Origin of the sequence: Streptomyces sp. NBC_01089, from assembly GCF_045162975.1 — a bacterium.
GTDB lineage: Bacteria > Actinomycetota > Actinomycetes > Streptomycetales > Streptomycetaceae > Streptomyces.
In genome coordinates, this window is record NZ_CP108660.1 from 7,599,994 (window position 1) to 7,619,937 (window position 19,944).

At 72.4% G+C, this 19,944-nt stretch carries 16 protein-coding genes; 10 read left to right on the forward strand and 6 right to left on the reverse strand.

Features of this window, described 5'->3' with window-relative positions; translation table 11 throughout:
* Positions 1-16 precede the first annotated feature (16 nt).
* Positions 17-2,002 carry a choice-of-anchor P family protein gene (locus OG510_RS34205; RefSeq protein ID WP_406141901.1) on the reverse strand — a complete coding sequence of 662 codons (1,986 nt, stop codon included), beginning with the start codon at positions 2,000-2,002 and terminating at the stop codon, positions 17-19.
* 263 nt (positions 2,003-2,265) lie between these two features.
* Here OG510_RS34205 and OG510_RS34210 point away from each other — a divergent pair, with 263 nt between their 5' ends.
* The 9 genes from OG510_RS34210 (at position 2,266) to OG510_RS34250 (ending at position 13,154) form a co-directional block, all read left to right on the forward strand.
* A complete protein-coding gene (locus OG510_RS34210; RefSeq protein ID WP_406141902.1) occupies positions 2,266-2,910 on the forward strand; it encodes a 2Fe-2S iron-sulfur cluster-binding protein in 645 nt (214 codons plus the stop codon).
* Entirely contained in the window at positions 2,907-3,896 is a 990-nt protein-coding gene (locus tag OG510_RS34215; RefSeq protein WP_406141903.1) for an FAD binding domain-containing protein, read from the forward strand. Before OG510_RS34210 ends, OG510_RS34215 begins: the two co-directional genes overlap by 4 nt.
* A gap of 16 nt (positions 3,897-3,912) precedes the next feature.
* Complete coding sequence (locus tag OG510_RS34220) at positions 3,913-6,045, forward strand: xanthine dehydrogenase family protein molybdopterin-binding subunit (RefSeq protein ID WP_406141904.1); 2,133 nt, start codon at positions 3,913-3,915, stop codon at positions 6,043-6,045.
* Positions 6,046-6,222: 177 nt separating this feature from the next.
* On the forward strand, positions 6,223-7,083 hold the full coding sequence (locus OG510_RS34225; protein WP_406142699.1) for an endo alpha-1,4 polygalactosaminidase: 861 nt from the start codon (positions 6,223-6,225) through the stop codon (positions 7,081-7,083).
* A 132-nt stretch (positions 7,084-7,215) separates the two neighbouring features.
* Complete coding sequence (locus tag OG510_RS34230; RefSeq protein ID WP_406141905.1) at positions 7,216-9,435, forward strand: NADP-dependent isocitrate dehydrogenase; 2,220 nt, start codon at positions 7,216-7,218, stop codon at positions 9,433-9,435.
* Positions 9,436-9,852: 417 nt separating this feature from the next.
* Entirely contained in the window at positions 9,853-10,107 is a 255-nt protein-coding gene (locus tag OG510_RS34235) for a hypothetical protein (RefSeq protein ID WP_164267406.1), read from the forward strand.
* Complete coding sequence (locus OG510_RS34240) at positions 10,104-11,099, forward strand: ATP-binding cassette domain-containing protein (RefSeq protein WP_406141906.1); 996 nt, start codon at positions 10,104-10,106, stop codon at positions 11,097-11,099. Before OG510_RS34235 ends, OG510_RS34240 begins: the two co-directional genes overlap by 4 nt.
* Entirely contained in the window at positions 11,099-12,010 is a 912-nt protein-coding gene (locus tag OG510_RS34245) for an ABC transporter permease (RefSeq protein WP_406141907.1), read from the forward strand. Before OG510_RS34240 ends, OG510_RS34245 begins: the two co-directional genes overlap by 1 nt.
* A gap of 100 nt (positions 12,011-12,110) precedes the next feature.
* A complete protein-coding gene (locus OG510_RS34250; protein ID WP_406141908.1) occupies positions 12,111-13,154 on the forward strand; it encodes a lactonase family protein in 1,044 nt (347 codons plus the stop codon).
* A gap of 154 nt (positions 13,155-13,308) precedes the next feature.
* Here OG510_RS34250 and OG510_RS34255 read toward each other — a convergent pair whose 3' ends face one another.
* From OG510_RS34255 to OG510_RS34265, 3 genes are all read right to left on the reverse strand, one after another.
* The gene (locus OG510_RS34255) at positions 13,309-14,235 is read right to left on the reverse strand and encodes a sirohydrochlorin chelatase (RefSeq protein ID WP_164267410.1); all 927 of its coding nucleotides are present in this window, start codon (positions 14,233-14,235) and stop codon (positions 13,309-13,311) included.
* A 92-nt stretch (positions 14,236-14,327) separates the two neighbouring features.
* Complete coding sequence (locus OG510_RS34260; protein WP_406141909.1) at positions 14,328-15,404, reverse strand: N-acetylglucosamine kinase; 1,077 nt, start codon at positions 15,402-15,404, stop codon at positions 14,328-14,330.
* A complete protein-coding gene (locus OG510_RS34265) occupies positions 15,401-16,078 on the reverse strand; it encodes a uracil-DNA glycosylase (protein ID WP_406141910.1) in 678 nt (225 codons plus the stop codon). Before OG510_RS34265 ends, OG510_RS34260 begins: the two co-directional genes overlap by 4 nt.
* A gap of 134 nt (positions 16,079-16,212) precedes the next feature.
* On the opposite strand from OG510_RS34265, the gene argG reads away from it, so the two are divergent.
* On the forward strand, positions 16,213-17,661 hold the full coding sequence (gene argG / locus OG510_RS34270; protein ID WP_164267588.1) for an argininosuccinate synthase: 1,449 nt from the start codon (positions 16,213-16,215) through the stop codon (positions 17,659-17,661).
* Positions 17,662-17,818: 157 nt separating this feature from the next.
* Here the strand turns inward: argG and OG510_RS34275 are convergent, their stop codons facing one another.
* Together OG510_RS34275 and OG510_RS34280 are read right to left on the reverse strand one after the other, a co-directional pair.
* Positions 17,819-18,931 (reverse strand): sensor histidine kinase, encoded by a 1,113-nt coding sequence (locus OG510_RS34275; protein ID WP_406141911.1) that lies wholly within the window; start codon positions 18,929-18,931, stop codon positions 17,819-17,821.
* Complete coding sequence (locus OG510_RS34280) at positions 18,928-19,821, reverse strand: response regulator transcription factor (protein WP_406141912.1); 894 nt, start codon at positions 19,819-19,821, stop codon at positions 18,928-18,930. The genes OG510_RS34275 and OG510_RS34280 overlap by 4 nt, the downstream gene beginning before the upstream one ends.
* Positions 19,822-19,944: the final 123 nt, after the last annotated feature.

Here is a 19,944-nt window from a genome sequence, read left to right on the forward strand (position 1 = left end):
CCGTTTCCTCCCGCTCTCACTCGGCGCAGTTGTGGACGGCGCTGCTGCTCGATCCGATGACGATATCGCCGAGACCCCCGGCGACCACGAGATGGACGGCGTTGACCGTGAGTCCGTGGTCGGCCCCGGCGACCGGTGTCTGCTCATTGACCACGAGCCGGTTGCCGCCGGGCAGGCCGATCGTGCTGTTGGGCGCCGTCGGTACGGTGACGGCCGCGCCGCCGATCGTGAGCGCCGTCAGCGTGGTGCTGCCCGTCGTGCCGTCGCAGCGCGCGGTCGCCTCGGTGCTCAGCCCGGAGATGCCGATCACGGGGACTCCGGGGAGCCCGATCGAGGCCGATTCGACCCGGGTGGTGGCGGTGGCCGTTCCCGGGTCGAGCGTGGTCCGCACGCCGGAGCAGAGCGCCTTGACGTCGAGGACGACCGCTGACACGGCGGCCGTGCAGGGCGGTGTCACGCTGGTCGCGTCCGCTGTCCGCACCTGGCCGGTGTCCGGCTGGGCGGGCAGGTGGACCGGCGGCAGGAGCGGCAGGTCGAGCTGGGCCGACAGGCCGAAGGCACGGCCGGTGTAGTACTGGAGGAGCAGGGAGGCGTCGGCGCTCGACTTCAGGTAGTTGGCGTCACCGGCGAACGACGCCCGCAGCGGCACGGTCGCCGCCGCGTCGAGCGGCTGGCCCTGCACGCCGATGGTGCAGCGGGCGGTGCCCGTGCTGTCCGTGGTGGCGTCGCAGGACTGCGCGGTGGACCCCGTACCGAGGGCGAAGTGCACGGACCTGCCGGTGACCGGGGCGCCCAGATAGTCGTCGAGTTCGCCCGAGAGCCGGACGTCCTTGCCGTTGGCGATACGGGCGGGCCCGGTGTATTCGAGTGTCGTCGGCGACTGGACCGCCACCGTGGCGGCCGCCGATGACGCCTCGTACGCGGAGTCGCCCGCGAAGCTCACCGCGACCGGGACCGAAGTGGACGGCTGGCGGAGCGAGTTGACGGTGCAGTGGGCGTCGCCCTTCGTACTCGTCGTGCCGTCGCAGGACTGGGCGGCGTCGCCCGAGCCGATCCGGAAGTGGACGGTCCGGCCGGTGACCGGGCTGCCCGTGTAGTCGGCGAGCGTGGCGGACAGCTCCAGCGGGCTGCCGTTGATGCCGTGCGTGGGGCCGGTGTACGACAGCTTCGTGGGTGAGGTGGGCGCCACCGTGGAGGAGGCCGACGATGCCTTGAACCCGTCGTCTCCGGCGAAACTCACCGCGACCGTCACCGACCCGGTGGGCTGGTGCAGTTGGCCGATGGTGCAGCGGGCTGTGCCCGCCGAGCCGGTCGTGCCGTCGCAGGACTGCGCGCCGTCACCCGACCCGACCCGGAAGTGCAGGGTCTTGCCCGCGACCGGGATGCCGAGGTCGTCGCCGAGGAAGGCGGAGAGCGTCAGCGGGCCGCCGTTGGTGCCGTGGCGCGGCCCGGTGTACGTGAGGGCGGTACGGACGGCCGGTACGGGAGGGGTCCCGCCGCAGATGAGCCGGGGGCCGTCCGACGGTGCGATGCACGGCAGCGTGTAGTAGGCGGTGATGATGCCGAAGGCGTACGGGTCGTCGGAGCGCGGGTCGAGGACCGGGCTGTACACCACGAAGAGATTGGTCTCCGGGTTCAGGCAGCGCACCCGGGCGTCGGCTCCCGGCACGCAGTTCGCCGGGTTGCCGATGGTGTCCTGGATGTCCGTGGAGGGCGGGACCGCGCCGTGGCCGCCGTCGGACGCCTCGATGTGCACCCGGCCGAAGCCGTCGAGCGGCGGCGGGTCGGACGGGTCGTTGTAGTCCTCCTGGCCGGTGCGGAGCGGGACGTCGTGACCGTACTGGTCGTAGAAGAGCTTCTCCACCGTCCAGTTGATCGGGTTCGGGTTGGACGTCGCGGCGTAGGCCGTACTCGATGCCATGCCCACGCCGAGCAGCCCGGCGACGAGACAGAGAAGGGCCGCGAAGATTTTTCCGCGCAGCCATGTGGTCGGACGCTTCACCCGAATCCCCCCGAGGATCGGCGGCCCCGCGCGGCAGACGGCGCGGATCCGTCAGTGGTGTATCTGGCCAGTGGTGTACATGCCAACACGGCAGCTTAGCGGCGGACCCGTGCGCTGCCCAGGGGTATCCGGACACGGCGCGCCCCGGACGCGGCCCACGATCCCCGGCCCGTGCCCCGCACGGCCTCCGCCCAGTGGCACACGGGGCCCGCGTGGCATCAAGTGGGAGCGGCAACTCTCCCCGGAAAGGGCGTGAAGGACGGATGCAGCCGACCAGCGGACGGACCGGGTGGCGGACCCCGCCGACCACCGAGGCCCCACCCCCGCCGGACACCGGGCCCCGGCCCCCGTCGGGCACCGGGCTGCGGAATCTGTCGGGGAAGGCACCCGCGTGGTCGACCGTCACCCTGCGGGTCAACGGCACCACCCACACCCTCACGGATCTCGATCACCGCACCACGGTCCTGGACGCACTCCGCGAGCGGATCGGCCTCACGGGCGCGAAGAAGGGCTGCGACCACGGTCAGTGCGGGGCGTGCACGGTCCTGGCCGACGGGCGCCGGGTCAACAGCTGCCTCCTGCTGGCCGTCGCGCACCAGGACGTCCGCATCACCACCATCGAGGGGCTCGGCGACGCCGGAACCCCGCATCCGGTCCAGAAAGCCTTCCTCGACCGCGACGGATTCCAGTGCGGCTACTGCACTCCCGGGCAGATCTGCTCGGCGGTCGGCGTGCTGGCCGAAGCCGCCGCGGGACACCCCTCCCATGCCACGGCCGCGGACGCCCTCGCCGACGAAGGGCCCGCCGAGCTGACCCCGGCCGAGATCCGTGAGCGGATGAGCGGCAATCTGTGCCGGTGCGGCGCCTACCCCCGCATCGTCGAAGCCGTGGGGGACGTGATCGCGTGAAGTCCTTCGGATACGTCAGGGCCCGGACCACCGACGACGCCCTGCACAGCTTCGTCTCGCTGCCGGACGCCCGTTTCCTCGGCGGCGGCACCAACCTCGTCGACCTGATGAAGCTCGGGGTGGAATCCCCCGGCACGCTCATCGACGTCAGCGGACTGCCCCTCGACACCGTCGGCGAACTGCCCGGCGGCGCGCTCCGCGTCGGGGCGACCGTACGCAACAGCGACCTCGCGGCGCATCCCGCCGTATGCAGGAGCCGGCCCGTGCTGGCGCAGGCCCTGCTGTCGGGCGCGTCGGGCCAGCTCCGCAATGTGGCCACCACCGGGGGCAACCTGCTCCAGCGGACCCGCTGCCCGTACTTCCAGGACACCGGGCAGCCCTGCAACAAGCGCGAACCCGGCTCCGGCTGCGCGGCCGTCGAAGGGGTCAACCGCGACCACGCGATCCTGGGGCACTCCGCGCACTGTGTGGCCACCCACCCCTCCGACATGGCGGTCGCCCTCGCGGCGCTCGACGCCGAGGTCGAACTCATCGGCCCCGGCGGCGGACGGACCGTGCCCGTGGCCGACTTCCACCGGCTCCCGGGAGACCGCCCCGAGCAGGACACCGTCATCAGGCCCGGCGAGCTGATCACCTCGGTCGTGCTTCCCGCCGCGTCCGCCGGGCTGCCCTCCGCGTACCGCAAGGCCCGCGACCGCTCCTCGTACGCCTTCGCGCTCGTCTCCGTCGCCGCCGTCCTCGCGGTCGGGGACGACGGCCTGATCCGGTATGCGCGCCTCTGCTTCGGCGGGGTCGCGCACCGGCCCTGGCGCGCGGTCACCGCCGAGGCGCTGCTCGTCGGGGCGCCCGCCGACGAGAGCACCTTTCTGCGGGCGGCCGAGGCCGAACTGGCGGCCGCCGAACCGCTGTCCGGCAACGCCTTCAAGGTCGAGCTCGCCCGCAATCTGGCCGTCGACACCCTGGCCGGGCTCGCGGACCGACGCTGAGGAAGAGAGCACTCCCGTGAACCAGCAACCCTCTGCGACCGGGGCCCCCGTCAGCCGCCGGGAAGGCCGGGCGAAAGTCACCGGCGCCGCCGCCTACGCCGCCGAACACGCCCTGGCCGGCCGCGTCCACGCCTGGCCGGTCCCCGCCGCGATCGCGTCGGGCCGGGTCCGCGCCGTACACACCGGGGACGCGCTCGCGCTGCCCGGCACCGTCGCCGTACTCACCCCGGACAACGCGCCCCGGCTCGCCACCGCCGACGACCCGACCCTGCAAGTCCTGCAGAACGACCGGGTGCCGCACCACGGCTGGCATGTCGCCCTCGCCGTGGCCGAGACCCTCGAAGCGGCCCGTGCCGCGGCCCAGGCCGTGCGCGTCGAGTACGAGAGCGGCCCCCACGACTGCGTCTTGACCCCCGGCGACCCCGCCGTCTACGCGCCGGAGACGGCCAACGGGGGCCACCCGGCCGACCGGGTACGCGGTGACTTCGCCACCGCGTACGGCCGGGCCCCCGTCCGCGTCGACGTCTCGTACGCCGTGCCGCCGCTCCACAACCACCCGATGGAGCCCCATGCCAGCACCGCCGAGTGGACCGGCGGACAGCTGACCGTGTACGACTCCAGCCAGGGCGCGACGACCGTCCGTCAGGCCCTCGCCGCGCTCTTCGACATGGCGGAGAGCGACATCACCGTCATCTCCGAACACGTCGGTGGTGGGTTCGGATCCAAGGGCACTCCGCGCCCCCAGCTCGTACTGGCCGTCATGGCGGCCCTGCACACCGGGCGGCCCGTGACGCTCGCGCTGCCGCGGCGGCAGATGCCCGCGGTCGTCGGACACCGCGCGCCCACACTGCACCATGTCCGGCTGGGAGCGGGTGAGGACGGTGTCATCACCGCTCTGGCGCACGAAGTGCTCACCCACACCTCACGCGTCAAGGAGTTCGTGGAGCAGGCCGCCGTCCCCGCACGCGTCATGTACCACTCGCCGCACAGCCTGACGACCCATCGGGTCGCGGCCCTCGACGTCCCCAGCCCCTCCTGGATGCGGGCCCCGGGCGAGGCTCCCGGTATGTACGCGCTGGAGTCCGCGATGGACGAACTCGCCGTCGCCACCGGCCTCGACCCGGTGGAGCTGCGGCTGCGCAACGAACCGGACACCGAGCCGGACAGCGGTCTGCCGTTCAGCAGCCGTCACCTCACCGACTGCCTGAAGGAGGGTGCCCGGCGCTTCGGCTGGAGCGGCCGGGACCCGCGCCCCGGCATCCGGCGCGAGGGCGCGCTCCTCGTCGGGACCGGTGTCGCCGCCGCGACCTACCCCGTTCTCGTCTCCCCGTCCGAGGCGACCGCGCACGCGGCGCCCGACGGCACCTTCCTGGTACGGATCAACGCCACCGACATCGGCACGGGCGCCCGTACCGTGCTCGCCCAGATCGCCGCCGACGCGCTCGGTGTACCGGTGGACCGTGTGGCGGCCGACATCGGCAGCAGCGATCTGCCCAGCGCCTCGCTCGCGGGCGGCTCATCGGGCACCGCGTCCTGGGGCTGGGCCGTCCACGAGGCGTGCACCTCGCTCAGGGAACTGCTCGCCGAACACGGGGGAGCGGTCCCGCCCGGAGGCTTGCACACGGCCGCCGACACCACCGGGCGGGCCGGAGAACCGGTGCCCTACGCCCGGCACGCCTTCGGGGCCCATTTCGCCGAGGTGGAGGTCGACGAGGTGACCGGGGAGGTGCGCGTCCGGCGGATGCTGGGGGTCTTCGCGGCCGGCCGCATCCTCAACTCCCGTACGGCGAGAGCGCAGTTCATCGGCGGCATGGTGATGGGCATCGGGATGGCCCTCACCGAGAGCAGCACCGTGGACCCCGCCTCCGGCGCCTTCGTGGAGAACGATCTCGCGTCGTACCACGTCCCCGTCTGCGCGGACGTCCGCTCCGTCGAGGCGCACTGGATCGAGGAGGAGGACGCGCATCTCAATCCGATGGGCAGTAAGGGCATCGGCGAGATCGGCATCGTCGGTGCGGCCGCCGCGGTCGGCAACGCCTTCCGCCATGCCACCGGCGTACGGCTGCGCTCGCTGCCGCTCAGCCCCGACAAGGTGCTGGAGGCGATGGGGGAGCGGGCGACCGCCGACGCCAACCCCCTTACCGCATAGGGCCGTTGATGTTCAGCTCACTGGTGCCGCCGGGGTGTGTGCGGTGGTGCGGGGCGGGGCTGGGCTCGCCGTGATGGCGGCTTCCATGATCCAATCACCTTCCCCCGCTCCCGCCGCGAAAGCCCCGAGGTGCCCCCAGTGTTCCGCCGCGCCGCCCGATTCCTCGCCCCGGCGCTGATGGTCCTCGTGGCCGGATGCTCGTCCGGCGATCCCAGCAGCCATCCCGGCAGTGATTCCATCGGCGGCCCGGCCGCATCGGCCCCGGCCCCCTCCGCTTCGGCCTCGGCCTCCGCCCGGGACGGCGTCGTCCGCGAGCCCCCCGCCCGGGCGTCCTTCGACTACCAGTTGGGCGGGGCGTACCGGCCGCCGGCCGGGGTGCGCGCGGTCTCCCGGGACCGCGCCGCGGACCCCGTACCTGGGCTCTACAACATCTGTTACGTCAACGCCTTCCAGTCGCAGCCCGGTGGCGCGGTCGACTGGTGGCAGAAGCACCACCCCGGCCTGCTGCTGCGGGACCGCCACGGCAAGCAGGTCGTCGACGAGGACTGGCAGGAGCCCCTCCTCGACATCTCGGGAGCGGCCGGGCGCGAGACGCTCGCCGGCATCGTCGGCCGCTGGATCGACGGCTGCGCCGCCGCCGGCTTCGACGCGGTCGAGCCGGACAACCTCGACTCGTACGAGCGCTCGCACGGCCTGCTGACCGCCGACGACGCGGCGTCCTTCGCCCGGCTGCTGGCCACCCGCGCACACCGGCGGGGACTGGCCATCGCCCAGAAGAACACCACCGACCTGCTGGGCGAGCGCAGCCGCATCGGGTTCGACTTCGCCATCGTCGAGGAGTGCGGCCGCTTCCAGGAGTGCGCCGACTTCGCCACCGCCTACCGGGGCAGGGTCTTCGACATCGAGTACGGCGCCAAGGACTTCGGCCGCGCCTGCCGCTCCTGGGGCGGGAAGCTGTCGGTCACACTGCGTGACCGCGAGGTGAGCCCCGCGGGAGAACCGGCCCATGTGTACCGGCGGTGCGACTCTCCCGGCTGAGGGCGCGGCGCCGGGCGGCCCGGCCGGATGCGTACGGCTCGGCGGCCCCCGGGGCGGGGCCCTGTCGAGAGGGGGCCGCTCAGGAGATATCTTGATGTCGAGCAATGTTGCAGACGTGGAGCGGAGCACCCGGTGACTGACTCGACCATCATCTATACACATACCGACGAGGCCCCGGCCCTGGCGACGTACTCGTTCCTGCCGGTGATCCAGGCGTACGCCTCGACGGCCGGTGTGAGCGTGGAGAGCCGTGACATCTCTCTCGCGGGGCGGATCATCGCCAGTTTCCCCGATCGTCTTGACGAGAGCCGACGGGTCGAGGACGCACTCGCCGAGCTCGGCGAGCTGGCCAAGACGCCCGGCGCGAACATCATCAAGCTGCCGAACATCTCGGCGTCCATCCCCCAGCTGAAGGCCGCCATCGCGGAGCTGCAGAAGCTGGGCTACGCGCTCCCGGACTACCCGGACGACCCGCAGACCGACGAGGACAAGGACGTCCGCGCGCGGTACGACAAGGTCAAGGGCAGCGCCGTCAACCCGGTGCTGCGCGAGGGCAACTCCGACCGCCGCGCCCCGGCGTCGGTCAAGAACTACGCCAAGGCCCACCCGCACCGCATGGGCGCCTGGTCGTCCGAGTCGAAGACGAACGTCGCCCACATGGACGGCGACGACTTCCGCTCCACCGAGAAGTCCGTCGTCATCGACGAGCCCGGCACGCTCCGTATCGAGCTGGCCGGGGACGACGGCACCACCACCGTCCTGCGCGAGTCGGTACCCGTGCTGGCCGGTGAGGTCGTCGACGCATCGGTGATGCGCGTCGCCGCGCTCCGTGAGTTCTTCACGGCGCAGATCGCCCGCGCCAAGGCCGACGACGTCCTCTTCTCGGTGCACCTGAAGGCCACGATGATGAAGGTCTCCGACCCGATCATCTTCGGCCATGTGGTGCGCGCCTTCTTCCCGAAGACCTTCGCCGAGCACGGCGCGGCGCTCGCCGCCGCCGGGCTGACCCCGAACGACGGCCTCGGCGGCATCCTCAAGGGCCTGGAGTCGCTGCCCGAGGGCGCCAAGATCAAGGAGTCCTTCGAGGCCGAGCTGGCCGAGGGCCCCTCCCTGGCGATGGTCGACTCCGACCGCGGCATCTCCAACCTGCACGTGCCGAGCGATGTCATCGTCGACGCGTCCATGCCGGCCATGATCCGCACCTCCGGGCACATGTGGGGCCCGGACGGCGGCGAGGCCGACACCCTGGCGACCATCCCGGACAGCAGCTACGCCGGGATCTACCAGGTCGTCATCGACGACTGCCGCGCCAACGGCGCCTACGACCCGTCGACGATGGGCTCCGTGCCCAACGTCGGTCTGATGGCGCAGAAGGCCGAGGAGTACGGCAGCCACGACAAGACCTTCGAGATCCCCGTCACCGGCACGGTGCGGGTCCTCGACGGCCAGGGCAACGCCGTCCTCGAGCACGCCGTCAGCGCCGGTGACATCTGGCGCATGTGCCAGACCAAGGACCTGCCCATCCAGGACTGGGTCAAGCTCGCCGTCACCCGCGCCCGCGCGACCGGCACCCCGGCCGTGTTCTGGCTGGACGAGGGCCGCGCCCACGACGCCGCCCTGATCGCCAAGGTCAAGGCGTACCTCCCGGAGCACGACACCGACGGTCTGCAGATCGAGATCATGACTCCCGAGGACGCCATCGCGTTCTCGCTGGAGCGCATCCGCCGCGGCGAGGACACCATCTCCGTCACCGGCAACGTGCTGCGCGACTACCTGACCGACCTGTTCCCGATCCTGGAGCTGGGCACGAGCGCGAAGATGCTCTCCGTCGTCCCGCTCATGAACGGCGGCGGCCTGTTCGAGACGGGCGCCGGCGGTTCCGCGCCGAAGCACGTGCAGCAGCTCGTCAAGGAGAACTACCTGCGCTGGGACAGCCTGGGCGAGTTCCTCGCGCTGGCGGTCAGCTTCGAGCACCTCGCGCAGACGACGGGCAACGCACGCGCCCAGATCCTCGCGGACACGCTCGACCGTGCGACCGGCACGTTCCTCAACGAGGACAAGTCGCCGAGCCGCAAGCTCGGTGGCATCGACAACCGCGGCAGCCACTTCTACCTGGCCCTCTACTGGGCCCGGGAGCTGGCGGCGCAGACCGACGACGCCCAGCTCGCCACCGCGTTCGCGGCGCTCGCCAAGACGCTCGGTGAGCAGGAGCAGACCATCGTCGGCGAGCTGATCGCCGTCCAGGGTTCCCCGGCCGACATCGGCAGCTACTACCAGCCCGACCCGGAGAAGGCGTCCGCCGTCATGCGCCCGTCGGCGACCTTCAACCAGGCCATCGCGACGCTCGGCTGACAACCGGAGGACCGGCGGCGCCCCAGCGGCCGTCCGGTCCGCCGTCCGCACCCTGGCCGCCCCGGCCGGCATCCCGCCGGCCGGGGCGGCCTGCTGTGTGCGGGACCCCGCAGCTGGCCTCGCAGCGGGCCCGGCGGCGGGGCCCGCACACCGCGCGGCCGGGCCGGCCACGACGCCGGATGCCGGGGACCGCCTTGCGTGGTTCCATGAGAGATGTCAGTGCTTGATGCTCCCGTCGTATCCGCCGAGCGGACGCAACGGGGTTGCCCATCAGGCTGATCCCACGACTTTCAGGGGCGGCGTGCGGCTGTCCGGCCGGACCGGTGCGAGCCGGCCGCCCTCATGGACACGCGCCGTGAATCCGCCGCGCGTACCCCCCCCGGCGCGCGGGCCGGCGGTCCTGAAAGGAGATGCGGTATGTCCACAGCCATTCTCACCGTGTTCAGACACCTCATACGGCTGGTGACAGGCTCGGCAAGAGCAGTCGGCAGTTACGTCGCACGGCACTTCACCGACCAGCAGCCCCCGGCGCCGCACACCCGGCGCCCCGGCCCCGCCGACCTGCTCGCGGGCCGGGTCGGACAGGCCGAATACCAGGCGGACCAGGAACGGCTGGCGCTCGCCGACGCATCCGCCCACCCCCTCCACGTACCCCCGCTGCCGAGACGATGACCCTCCCCGGCGACCGGGAGCGGCAGAGCAGCCCTGCGCCCGGTACGGCCACCGTCATCCGTGCCGCCGGGCTCACCAAGACGTACGCCAAGTCGGCCGGCCCTGCGGTGGACGGTATCGATCTGGGTGTGCGCCAGGGAGAGATCTTCGGGCTGCTGGGGCCCAACGGGGCGGGCAAGACCACCACCGTCGGCATGCTGACCGCCCGGGTGGTGCCGACGGCCGGCTCCGCGTACGTCGGTGACATCGACGTGGTCGCGGAGCCGACGCTCGCCAAACAGCTCATCGCCGTCGTCAGCCAGCAGAACACGCTGGACCGCTCGCTGACGGTGTGGGAGAACCTGTACTTCCACGGTCTCCTGTTCGGCATCCCGCGCCGCGAGTCCCGGCGCACCGCCGACGAACTCCTCGAACGGTTCCATCTGTCCCGCTGGGGCAAGGCGTCGGTGTTCGCCCTGTCCGGCGGGATGGCGCAGCGTCTGATGGTGGCGCGCGCGATCTTCCACCGTCCCGCCGTGCTCTTCCTCGACGAACCGACGGCGGGGCTCGACCCGCAAGGCAGGCTGGCGCTCTGGGAGGCGCTGGACGGGCTGATCGCCGACGGCCAGACGATCCTGCTCACCACGCACAACATGGAGGAGGCCGACCACCTCTGCGACCGGGTGGCGATCATCGACCACGGCCGGATCCTCGCCCTGGACACCCCGGCCGCGCTGAAACAGGGCCTCGGCGCCGATGCCGTGGTCACGGTCGCCACCAGCGGCAGCCAGGACGGCCTGGCGGCCCGGCTGAACAGCGACATCGAAGGCGTCGTACGCACCCGGCTGGTCGACGGGGCCGTCGAGATCCAGGTCAAGGGCGCCGAACGGCTGCTGCCGCGAGTGGTCACGAGTGCGGAGGCGGGCGGGTTCGAACTGGTCGACCTCTCGATCGCCGAGAGCACCCTGGAAACGGTCTTCATCAGCCTGACCGGACAGGAGTTGAGGGACTGATGGCTGCATCGAGTGCTGCCCCGCCACCCGGAGGCGTTCCGTCCACGGGCCGGTCCGGGAGGCCCATCGGCGTACGGCCCGCCCGGTCGGCCGCGGCGTCCAGCCGCTCCGCGCTGAGCGCGCTCGTCCAGCGGGATCTGGCCGTCCTGATGAAGAACTTCGGCGAGTTCGCCGGCCGCACCGTCATGCAGCCGTTCCTGCTGGTCTTCGTGTTCCTGTACGTGTTCCCGCTCATCGGCCAGGGCATCGGGTCGGGCGGCGGCGCCAGGGGGGAATCGGCGTTCGCCACCGTACTGGTCCCCGGTGTGGTGTCCATCGCGATCATGTTCCAGGGCATCCAGTCGGTCGCCATCCAGATGTCCCAGGAGTTCGGCTTCACCCGCGAGATCGAGGACCGGGTGCAGGCCCCCTGCCCCATCTGGCTGGTTGCGGTGGCGCGCGTGCTGTCCGGGTCGGCCCAGGGGCTGATCTCCGCGGTCATCGTGCTGCCGATCGCGGCCGTCGTGCACGCACCCGGTGTGCACCCCCAACTCAGCATCCACTGGTGGATCGTGGTCACCCTGATCCCGCTGTCCTGCCTCACGATGACCTCGCTCGGACTGCTCCTGGGCACCTCGTTCCAGCCGAGGAACATCGGCGTGATGTTCGGCTTCGTCGTCCTGCCCCTCGTCTTCCTCGGCGGTACGTACTACCAGTGGACCAAGCTGGCCCCCGTGCAGGTGGGCGGATTCCACTGGCTCCAGGTGCTGGTGCTGGTCAACCCGCTGATCTACATGAGCGAAGGCATGCGGGCCGGATTCACCGACGTCTCCCACATGCACCTGTACGTCGTCTATCCGGTTCTCGCCGGATTCTGTGCGCTCTTCCTCACCCTCGGACTGCGCAACTTCCGCCGCCGCGTGCTCTCCTGACCGGGCCGCGGCGCGCCCGTAGGGGGCCAGGCCCCTCCTGCTACCGTCTGCCGGAGCCCCGGCCACGCACGGTCCGGGCGCCGGCGGAGAGAGGAACACGGTGGTCACCACAGGCACCGGGCGGGCATTCATCGGGTCGTTCACCTCGGCGGGAGGCCCGGGGCTCGTCGCCGCTTCGGTGGACGCGGCGGGGGCGCTGACCGTGCTGGGCGCGGTCGACACCCTGCCGAACCCGTCATTCCTCGCCCCGGCCCCCGGCGGCTCGGTCCTCTACGCCGTCTCCGAGACCGGCGATGGCGCGGCGGCGGCCTTCGGCATCGAGGACCGCCTGCCACGGCTGATCGGTGCGCCCGTCGCGGTGGGCGGCGCCGACCCCACCCACCTCGCGCTCGCCGGCGGGCACGTCGTCACCGCCAACTACAGCTCGGGAAGCGTCAGCGTGCTGCCCGTCCGCGCCTCGGACTGCGGCCTCGACGCGCCCGTTTCCGTACTGCAACACGAGGGCCGGGGGCCGGACCCGGACCGCCAGGAGGGCCCGCACGCCCATCAGGTGAAGACGGACCCCACGGGGCGGTGGGTACTGAGCGTCGACCTCGGCACCGACTCCGTACGGGTCTGCGCGCTGGACGGCGGCACCGGCGCGCTGACGGTGCACGCGGAGACCGCGCTGCGGCCCGGCAGCGGGCCACGCCATCTGGTGTTCCACCCGGCCGGGACACATGTGTACGTCCTGAACGAACTGGAGCCCACGCTCACGGTCTGCCGGTGGGACGCCGGAACGGGCACCCTGGAGCCGGTCGGCCGGGCCGCGCTGCTGCCCGGCGGCGCGGTGGGGGAGAGCTTCGGATCGGGGGTGGCCGTCGCACCCGGCGGTGGCTTCGTCTGGGCGGCGAACCGGGGACAGGACACCATCTCCGTCCTCGCCATCGACGGGAGCGGGGAGAAGCCCGCCCTGACCGCCACCGTCGACTGCGGTGGCCGGTGGCCGCGCGACCTGGCGGTGGATCCCGGGGGACGGCGGCTGTACGTGGCCAACGAGCACTCGGGGGATGTGACCTGGTTCGACATCGACCCGCGGACCGGGATGCCGAGCCGTGCGGGCTCCGTGGAGGTGGCCGCGGCCTCTTGCGTGGTGTTCGCCTGAGATCGGCGGGCGGTGCGGGCGGCCGGGTGGTGCGGGCCGGCCGGAGCGCGGGCCCGTGAGGCACGTACGGCGGGAGGCCCGCCACCGGTGCTCGTACGCTCGTACTGCTCCGGGTGCGGGCCTCCCGCCCGTGCGTGTTCCTGTGTCCGCGGGGTCAGCCGACCGGGGCTCCCTGGGACGGCTGCTGCGGGGTGATGCCCAGCGCGGTCGTGTACTTCGACAGCACCAGCTTGCCGACCGCCGGGTAGGCGCCGAGCGGTGCGGCGGACGCGCAGTCCGCCTCCTTGGCGGCCCCGGCCAGCAGCTCCTCGGTGACCTCGGGGCCGATCAGATACGGCGCGAGCGCCAGCTGGGCCGAACCCGAACCGCGCAGCTGCTCGGCGATCGCGGAGACGGAACCCTCCACGTCGAGAGCGGCGGCCATCACCGGCACGGCCAGCCGCGCCGCCAGCAGCATTCCGGTGATCCCGGCGGCCTGCACGGCCTCGTCGCCGCCGACCGTCGCGAGGATGATGCCGTCGGCCGCGGTGGCGACCGTGAACAGCCGGGCGCGGTCGGCGCGGGAGAGACCCGCCTCCGAGAGGCGCACGTGCAGACCCTCCGCGAGCAGCGGGTGCGGCCCCAGCACCTCGGTCAGCTCGGCGGCGGTGGTGCTGTCCATCACGGCCTGCCGTATCCGCCGCTCGGTGGCCGCGTCCGGGCCCGCGAGCAGCGGTACCACGACGGCGGTGACGCCCGTCGGCTCGGGCACCTCACGTCCGGCGGCCTTGGCCAGCTCATAGCGCGCCACCCGCTCGGCCGCGGTGTGCGAGAGCACCGCTTCCAGGGCGGGGAACTCGTCGTCGGCGCCGTCCAGGTAACCGATACGGGCATCCAGTCCGGGCAGCTCGGAGCGTGCGATGGAAATGACCTCTTCCGCCAGGCTGCGGACAGCGGCGGAAGGTGTGCCGGGAACAGCGAGAACCAGCGCAGGCGCGCCCTCAGGGGCCACCGCGGGTTCCGGGCGGCGGTGCCGTCCGGTCTGGCGAGGTCGCGGCATTCGTACGGGCAGGCCGGGTGCGGGCCCATTGGGGGAGCTCATGGCGCCGCATGCTACTGGCTTTGCGGGCCCGGCTGTTCGGGGAGGGTGCGCTCGCGCGGCGTCTGTCCGCATTTATCCGTTGCGTATCGGCCTTATCGCGTATCCTGTTCCGCCACCACACGCAAGAGCTGTGGATGAGGTGGCAGCCGAAGACTCCCTGTGGCGAGCGCGGAAGCGATCAACACCGCTCCCACCAGCGGATCCCCGGCCGCGGGTACGGGTCTGACGGACGGCAGCAGGGTGGCGAGCTCCTCGCGCGCAGGAGTGAGCAGAGGGTCTCCCATCTTGAACAGACCACCCGTGAGGGCTACTTCACAGCCTTCCCCTGACTCTGCTGTCTTCGCCGTCTCTGCTGTCTCTGCCGTCCCGGCTGTCCCCGCCGTCGCAGTTGTCCCCGCCGTCGCGGTTGTCCCCGGTGGGCAGACCGCTGCGGCGGCTTCGGCGATCTGCCGGGCCGCGTCCCGCAGAATCGCGGCCGCCACCGGGTCGCTGCCCGCGCAGCGGGCCACCTCGGGGGCGAACGAGGCGAGCACCGCCGGCCGGTCCGAACGCGGGTAGAGAATCCCCGGCAGGCCGGCCGCCGGCCCGAAAACCGCCTCGAGCCGCTCCAGCAGCGCCGCCGAACCACCGTGCCGCCCGTCGTGGGCGCGCATCGCGGCCTCCAGACCGGCCCGGCCGATCCAGGCCCCGCCGCCGCAGTCGCCCAGCAGATGCCCCCAGCCGTCCGCCCTGCGCCACCGGACCAGATCCGTGCCCAGCGCGACCATTCCGGTACCCGCGGCGACGACCGCCCCGGGCCGCTGGCCCAGTGCTCCGGCGTACGCCGTCACCGCGTCAGCGGCGAGCGCCAGCCGCCGTACACCGAGCGCGCGCTCCAGCGCGGCGGGCAGCCCGGCGCGCAGATCGTCGCCGAGCGTCGCCATCCCGGCGGCGCCGATCGCCACCGCCGACACCTCGCCATTGCCCCCTGCGCGCCCGAGCAGTTCCGCCGCCATCGGCAGCAACTGCTCCAGGAAATGGGCTGCTTCGATGCCGCGTGTGCCGGTGCGCACCGGCACACGGGAGACCAGGGAAGCGGAGGCCGCGGGGCTGGAGAGAGCCGGATCCGCCGCGGCCAGCGCCACCCGGAGTCCGGACCCGCCGGAGTCCACCCCCAGCACCCAGGTCACGGCAGCCGCCAGTCCACCGGCTGGGCCCCCTGGCGTACCAGCAGATCGTTGGTCCGGCTGAAGGGGCGTGAACCGAAGAAGCCGCGGTCCGCCGACATGGGGGAGGGGTGGGACGACTCGACCGCAGGAAGGTTCCCCAGCAGCGGCCGGAGGTTACGGGCGTCGCGCCCCCACAACACCGAGACCAGCGGCTTCCCCCGGGCGGCCAGGGCCCGGATGGCCTGCTCGGTCACTTCCTCCCAGCCCTTGCCGCGATGGGCGGCCGGTTTGCGCGGCGCCGTCGTCAGCGCCCTGTTGAGCAGCAGTACGCCCTGCCGTGTCCAGGGGGTCAGGTCGCCGTTGGAGGGGCGGGGCAGGCCCAGGTCCGCGTGCATCTCGCGGAAGATGTTGTCCAGGCTGCCCGGCACCGGCCGTACCTCGGGTGCCACCGAGAAGCTCAGCCCGACGGCGTGCCCCGGCGTCGGATACGGGTCCTGGCCGACGATCAGGACGCGCACCTCGTCGAAGGGCTGCTGGAACGCGCGCAGCACGTTCGCCCCGGACGGCAGGTACGTGCGCCCCGCGGCGACCTCGGCGCGCAGGAACTCGCCCATCGCCGTGATCCGTTCGGCTGCGGGAGCGAGCGCCTGCGCCCATCCCGCCTCGACAATTTCATTCAACGGTCGTGCTGCCACGGGGCGTCACTCTACTGGCACACCGCGGGGCCGCCGTGCCGGGTCGGGTGACACGGCGCCACGGGGGCCGGGGAGGTACGCGGCCCCCGAAGGTCGACTTTGCATGATCATGCGTTCTGTCGCATACTCTTTCCATGTCTAAGGTTCTCACCTCCCTGCCCACCGGCGAGCGCGTCGGCATCGCCTTCTCCGGTGGCCTCGACACCTCCGTCGCGGTCGCGTGGATGCGCGACAAGGGCGCCGTCCCGTGCACCTACACCGCCGACATCGGCCAGTACGACGAGCCCGACATCGCGTCGGTGCCCGGTCGCGCCCTGGCGTACGGCGCCGAGATCGCGCGCCTGGTCGACTGCCGTGCGGCGCTGGTCGAGGAGGGGCTGGCCGCGCTCACCTGCGGCGCGTTCCATATCCGCTCCGGCGGGCGGTCCTACTTCAACACCACCCCGCTCGGCCGCGCCGTCACGGGCACCCTGCTGGTCAGGGCCATGCTCGAGGACGACGTACAGATCTGGGGCGACGGCTCGACGTTCAAGGGCAACGACATCGAGCGGTTCTACCGCTACGGGCTGCTCGCCAACCCGCATCTGCGCATCTACAAGCCGTGGCTCGACGCGGACTTCGTCACCGAGCTCGGTGGCCGCAAGGAGATGTCGGAGTGGCTGCTCGCCCACGAGCTCCCCTACCGCGACAGCACCGAGAAGGCGTACTCCACCGACGCCAACATCTGGGGTGCCACCCACGAGGCCAAGACCCTGGAGCACCTGGACACCGGTGTCGAGACCGTCGACCCGATCATGGGCGTCCGGTTCTGGGACCCCGAAGTCGAGATCGCCGCCGAGGACGTGACGATCGGCTTCGACCAGGGCCGCCCGGTGACGATCAACGGCAAGACGTTCGCCTCGCCGGTCGACCTGGTGATGGAGGCGAACGCCATCGGCGGCCGCCACGGCATGGGCATGTCCGACCAGATCGAGAACCGGGTGATCGAGGCCAAGAGCCGCGGCATCTACGAGGCACCCGGCATGGCGCTGCTGCACGCCGCGTACGAGCGCCTGGTCAACGCGATCCACAACGAGGACACCGTCGCGCAGTACCACAACGAGGGCCGGCGCCTGGGCCGCCTCATGTACGAGGGCCGCTGGCTCGACCCGCAGGCGCTGATGATCCGCGAGTCGCTGCAGCGCTGGGTGGGCGCGGCCGTCACCGGTGAGGTGTCGCTGCGGCTGCGGCGCGGCGAGGACTACTCGCTGATGGACACCTCGGGCCCGGCGTTCAGCTACCACCCGGACAAGCTCTCCATGGAGCGCACCGCGGACTCGGCGTTCGGCCCGGTGGACCGGATCGGTCAGCTCACCATGCGCAACCTCGACATCGCCGACTCCCGCGCCAAGCTGGAGCAGTACGCCGGTCTCGGGATCGTCGGCAATACGCACGCGACGCTCATCGGCGCCGCCCAGGCCGCGTCGACGGGGCTGATCGGAGCGATGCCGCAGGGCGGCGCCCAGGCCATCGCCTCCCGCGGCAGGGTCGACGCGGACGAGCAGATGCTCGACCGCGCCGCGATGGAGTCCGGCACCGACTGAGCCCGGGACAGATTGATCCCTGTCACCGGCTGGTCCCGGCACTGGCTGGCCGGTACGCAGGCAGCGGCAGGCCCTGAATGTGTTGACCCGCGGCGACAGCGCCGCGGGTCAACACCTATGGACCGCGACCGCCCCCCCCGATTCGCCGTCCGGCGCCTCAGGCGCGGGGCGCGGGCAGGGTGACCTCGAAGCGGCAGCCGCCGGTCACATTGCGGACCGCGGCCCGCCCGGCGTGCGCCTCCACGATGCCGCGCACGATGGCCAGGCCGAGACCGGCGCCCGCCGGCGGAGTCCGGGCCTCGCTGCCCCGCCAGCCGGTGTCGAAGACCCGCGCCAGATCGTCCTCCGGGATACCGCCGCAGCCGTCGGTGACCGAGAGGACGACGGAGTCGGCCCGCTGTTCGGCGGCGACCGCGACGGTGCCGTCGGCCGGCGTCCGGTGGATCGCGTTGACCAGCAGATTGGCCAGGACCCTGGTCATTTCCTTGCCGTCCACCTCGACCGGCAGGGGTGCCACACCGCCGCCCTCCAGCCGGACACCGTGCTCGCGGGCCAGCGGGTCCGCTCCGGCCAGGGCGTCACCCACCAGGTCGTACACGGACATCCGGACCGGGGTGAGGGTCAGCGCCCCCGCGTGGATCCGGGACAGTTCGAAGAGGTCGCCGACCATGGTGTTCATCCGGTCCACCTCGGTGCGGATCTGCCGGAAGTACCGCTCGGGATCGGCGGCCATCCCGTCCTCCAGCGCCTCGGACATCGCCCGCAGCCCGGCGAGCGGAGTCCGTAGATCGTGCGAGATCCACGCCACCAGCTCACGCCGCGAGGTCTCCAGCGCCTGCTCGCGGCGGCGCGACACCGCCAGCTTCTCGCTCGTCGCGGCGAGTTCCCGGCCCAGATCGGCGAGTTCGGCGGTGGGAGCCCCGCCCGGTTCGGCGAAGTCGCCCCCGTCACCGAACGACCGCGCGGCCAGGGTCAGCGCCCTGCTGCCCGCGACGACCCAGCGGCCGAGCAGCAGCGCGGTCGCCAGCGAGACCACGGCGGCCATGGCCACCACCAGGGTCACCACCTTGAGGTCGTGCGGCGACAGGAACATCGCCCTGGCCACCGCCAGCGTCCCCGCCAGCATCGCGATCACCGCGACGGCCGAGATGACCGTGAGCGACAGGGCGACCGAGCGGTGGCGCAGGCGCCACAGGGCACCGGCCCCGAGCAGCCCGGCCGCACCGGCGCCGAGAAACGCGTACAGCGCGATCAGCAGCAGATCCCTCATCGCGCGCCCGCCCCGGAGTCCGTTCCGCGCTGTCCCTCTGCGCTGTCAGGTGAGCTGTCGGGCACCTCGCCCCGGTCCATGGCCGCTGTACGGTCCGTGGCCCCGACCCGGTCCGTGGCCCCGCCCCGGTCCGTGGCCCCGCCCCGGCCCGTCGTCGCCGCTTGGTCCGCCGCCACCGGTCCCGTCCCGTCCTCGAAGCGGTAGCCGACCCCCCACACGGTCCGGATCAGCCTCGGCGCCGCGGGATCGTCCTCGATCTTGCCGCGCAGCCGGCGCACATGGACCGTGACCGTCGACAGATCGCCGAACTCCCAGCCCCACACCTCGTGCATCAGCTGCTCCCGGCCGCATGCCTGCCCCGGGTGCCCGACCAGATACGCCAGCAGGTCGAACTCCCGCAGCGTCAGGGCCAGTTCCCGCCCGTCCTTGGTGGCGCGCCGGGCCGCCGGGTCCACCGTGACCCCCGCCGCGTGCAGCAGCGGCCCCGGCCGGTCGCCGGCCGTACGGCTGCGCCGCAGCACCGAGTCGACGCGGAGCACCAGCTCGCGCGGGCTGAACGGCTTGGTCACATAGTCGTCCGCGCCTATTTCGAGCCCCAGGATCCGGTCGTCCTCGTCGCCGCGCGCGGTCAGCATGATCACCGGGACCGGACCGCGGGAGCGGAGTATCCGGCACACCTCAAGGCCGTCCATGCCGGGCAGCATCAGATCGAGCACCACCAGATCGGGCCTGCGCCGTGCCGCGCACTCCAGGGCCGCCGGGCCGTCGGCCGCGCGGTCCACGGAGTACCCGGCCCGGTCGAGATAGCCGGCGACGACCTCGGAGACGGTCGGGTCGTCGTCGACGACCAGCACACAGGGCGGCGGCGGAGCGGGGCGAGGGTTCGGCATGACCCCAGCGTGTCACCGAGCAGCCCCGGGCGGACGGTCGAGTGGGTGGTTGCGCGCGGACGTCCGCGTTTCGTAAGGAGCGGAAGAGCCATCACGCTCCGTTTGATTCGTACGGTGAGGGAC

Coding starts and splice junctions, on each gene's coding strand:
- OG510_RS34210 (WP_406141902.1), top strand. CDS start 2,266: ATGCAGCCGACCAGCGGACGGACCGGGTGGCGGACCCCGCCGACCACC.
- OG510_RS34225 (WP_406142699.1), top strand. CDS start 6,223: ATGGTCCTCGTGGCCGGATGCTCGTCCGGCGATCCCAGCAGCCATCCC.
- OG510_RS34235 (WP_164267406.1), top strand. CDS start 9,853: ATGTCCACAGCCATTCTCACCGTGTTCAGACACCTCATACGGCTGGTG.
- OG510_RS34240 (WP_406141906.1), top strand. CDS start 10,104: ATGACCCTCCCCGGCGACCGGGAGCGGCAGAGCAGCCCTGCGCCCGGT.
- OG510_RS34245 (WP_406141907.1), top strand. CDS start 11,099: ATGGCTGCATCGAGTGCTGCCCCGCCACCCGGAGGCGTTCCGTCCACG.
- OG510_RS34255 (WP_164267410.1), bottom strand. CDS start 14,235: ATGAGCTCCCCCAATGGGCCCGCACCCGGCCTGCCCGTACGAATGCCG.
- argG (WP_164267588.1), top strand. CDS start 16,213: ATGTCTAAGGTTCTCACCTCCCTGCCCACCGGCGAGCGCGTCGGCATC.
- OG510_RS34275 (WP_406141911.1), bottom strand. CDS start 18,931: ATGAGGGATCTGCTGCTGATCGCGCTGTACGCGTTTCTCGGCGCCGGT.
- OG510_RS34280 (WP_406141912.1), bottom strand. CDS start 19,821: ATGCCGAACCCTCGCCCCGCTCCGCCGCCGCCCTGTGTGCTGGTCGTC.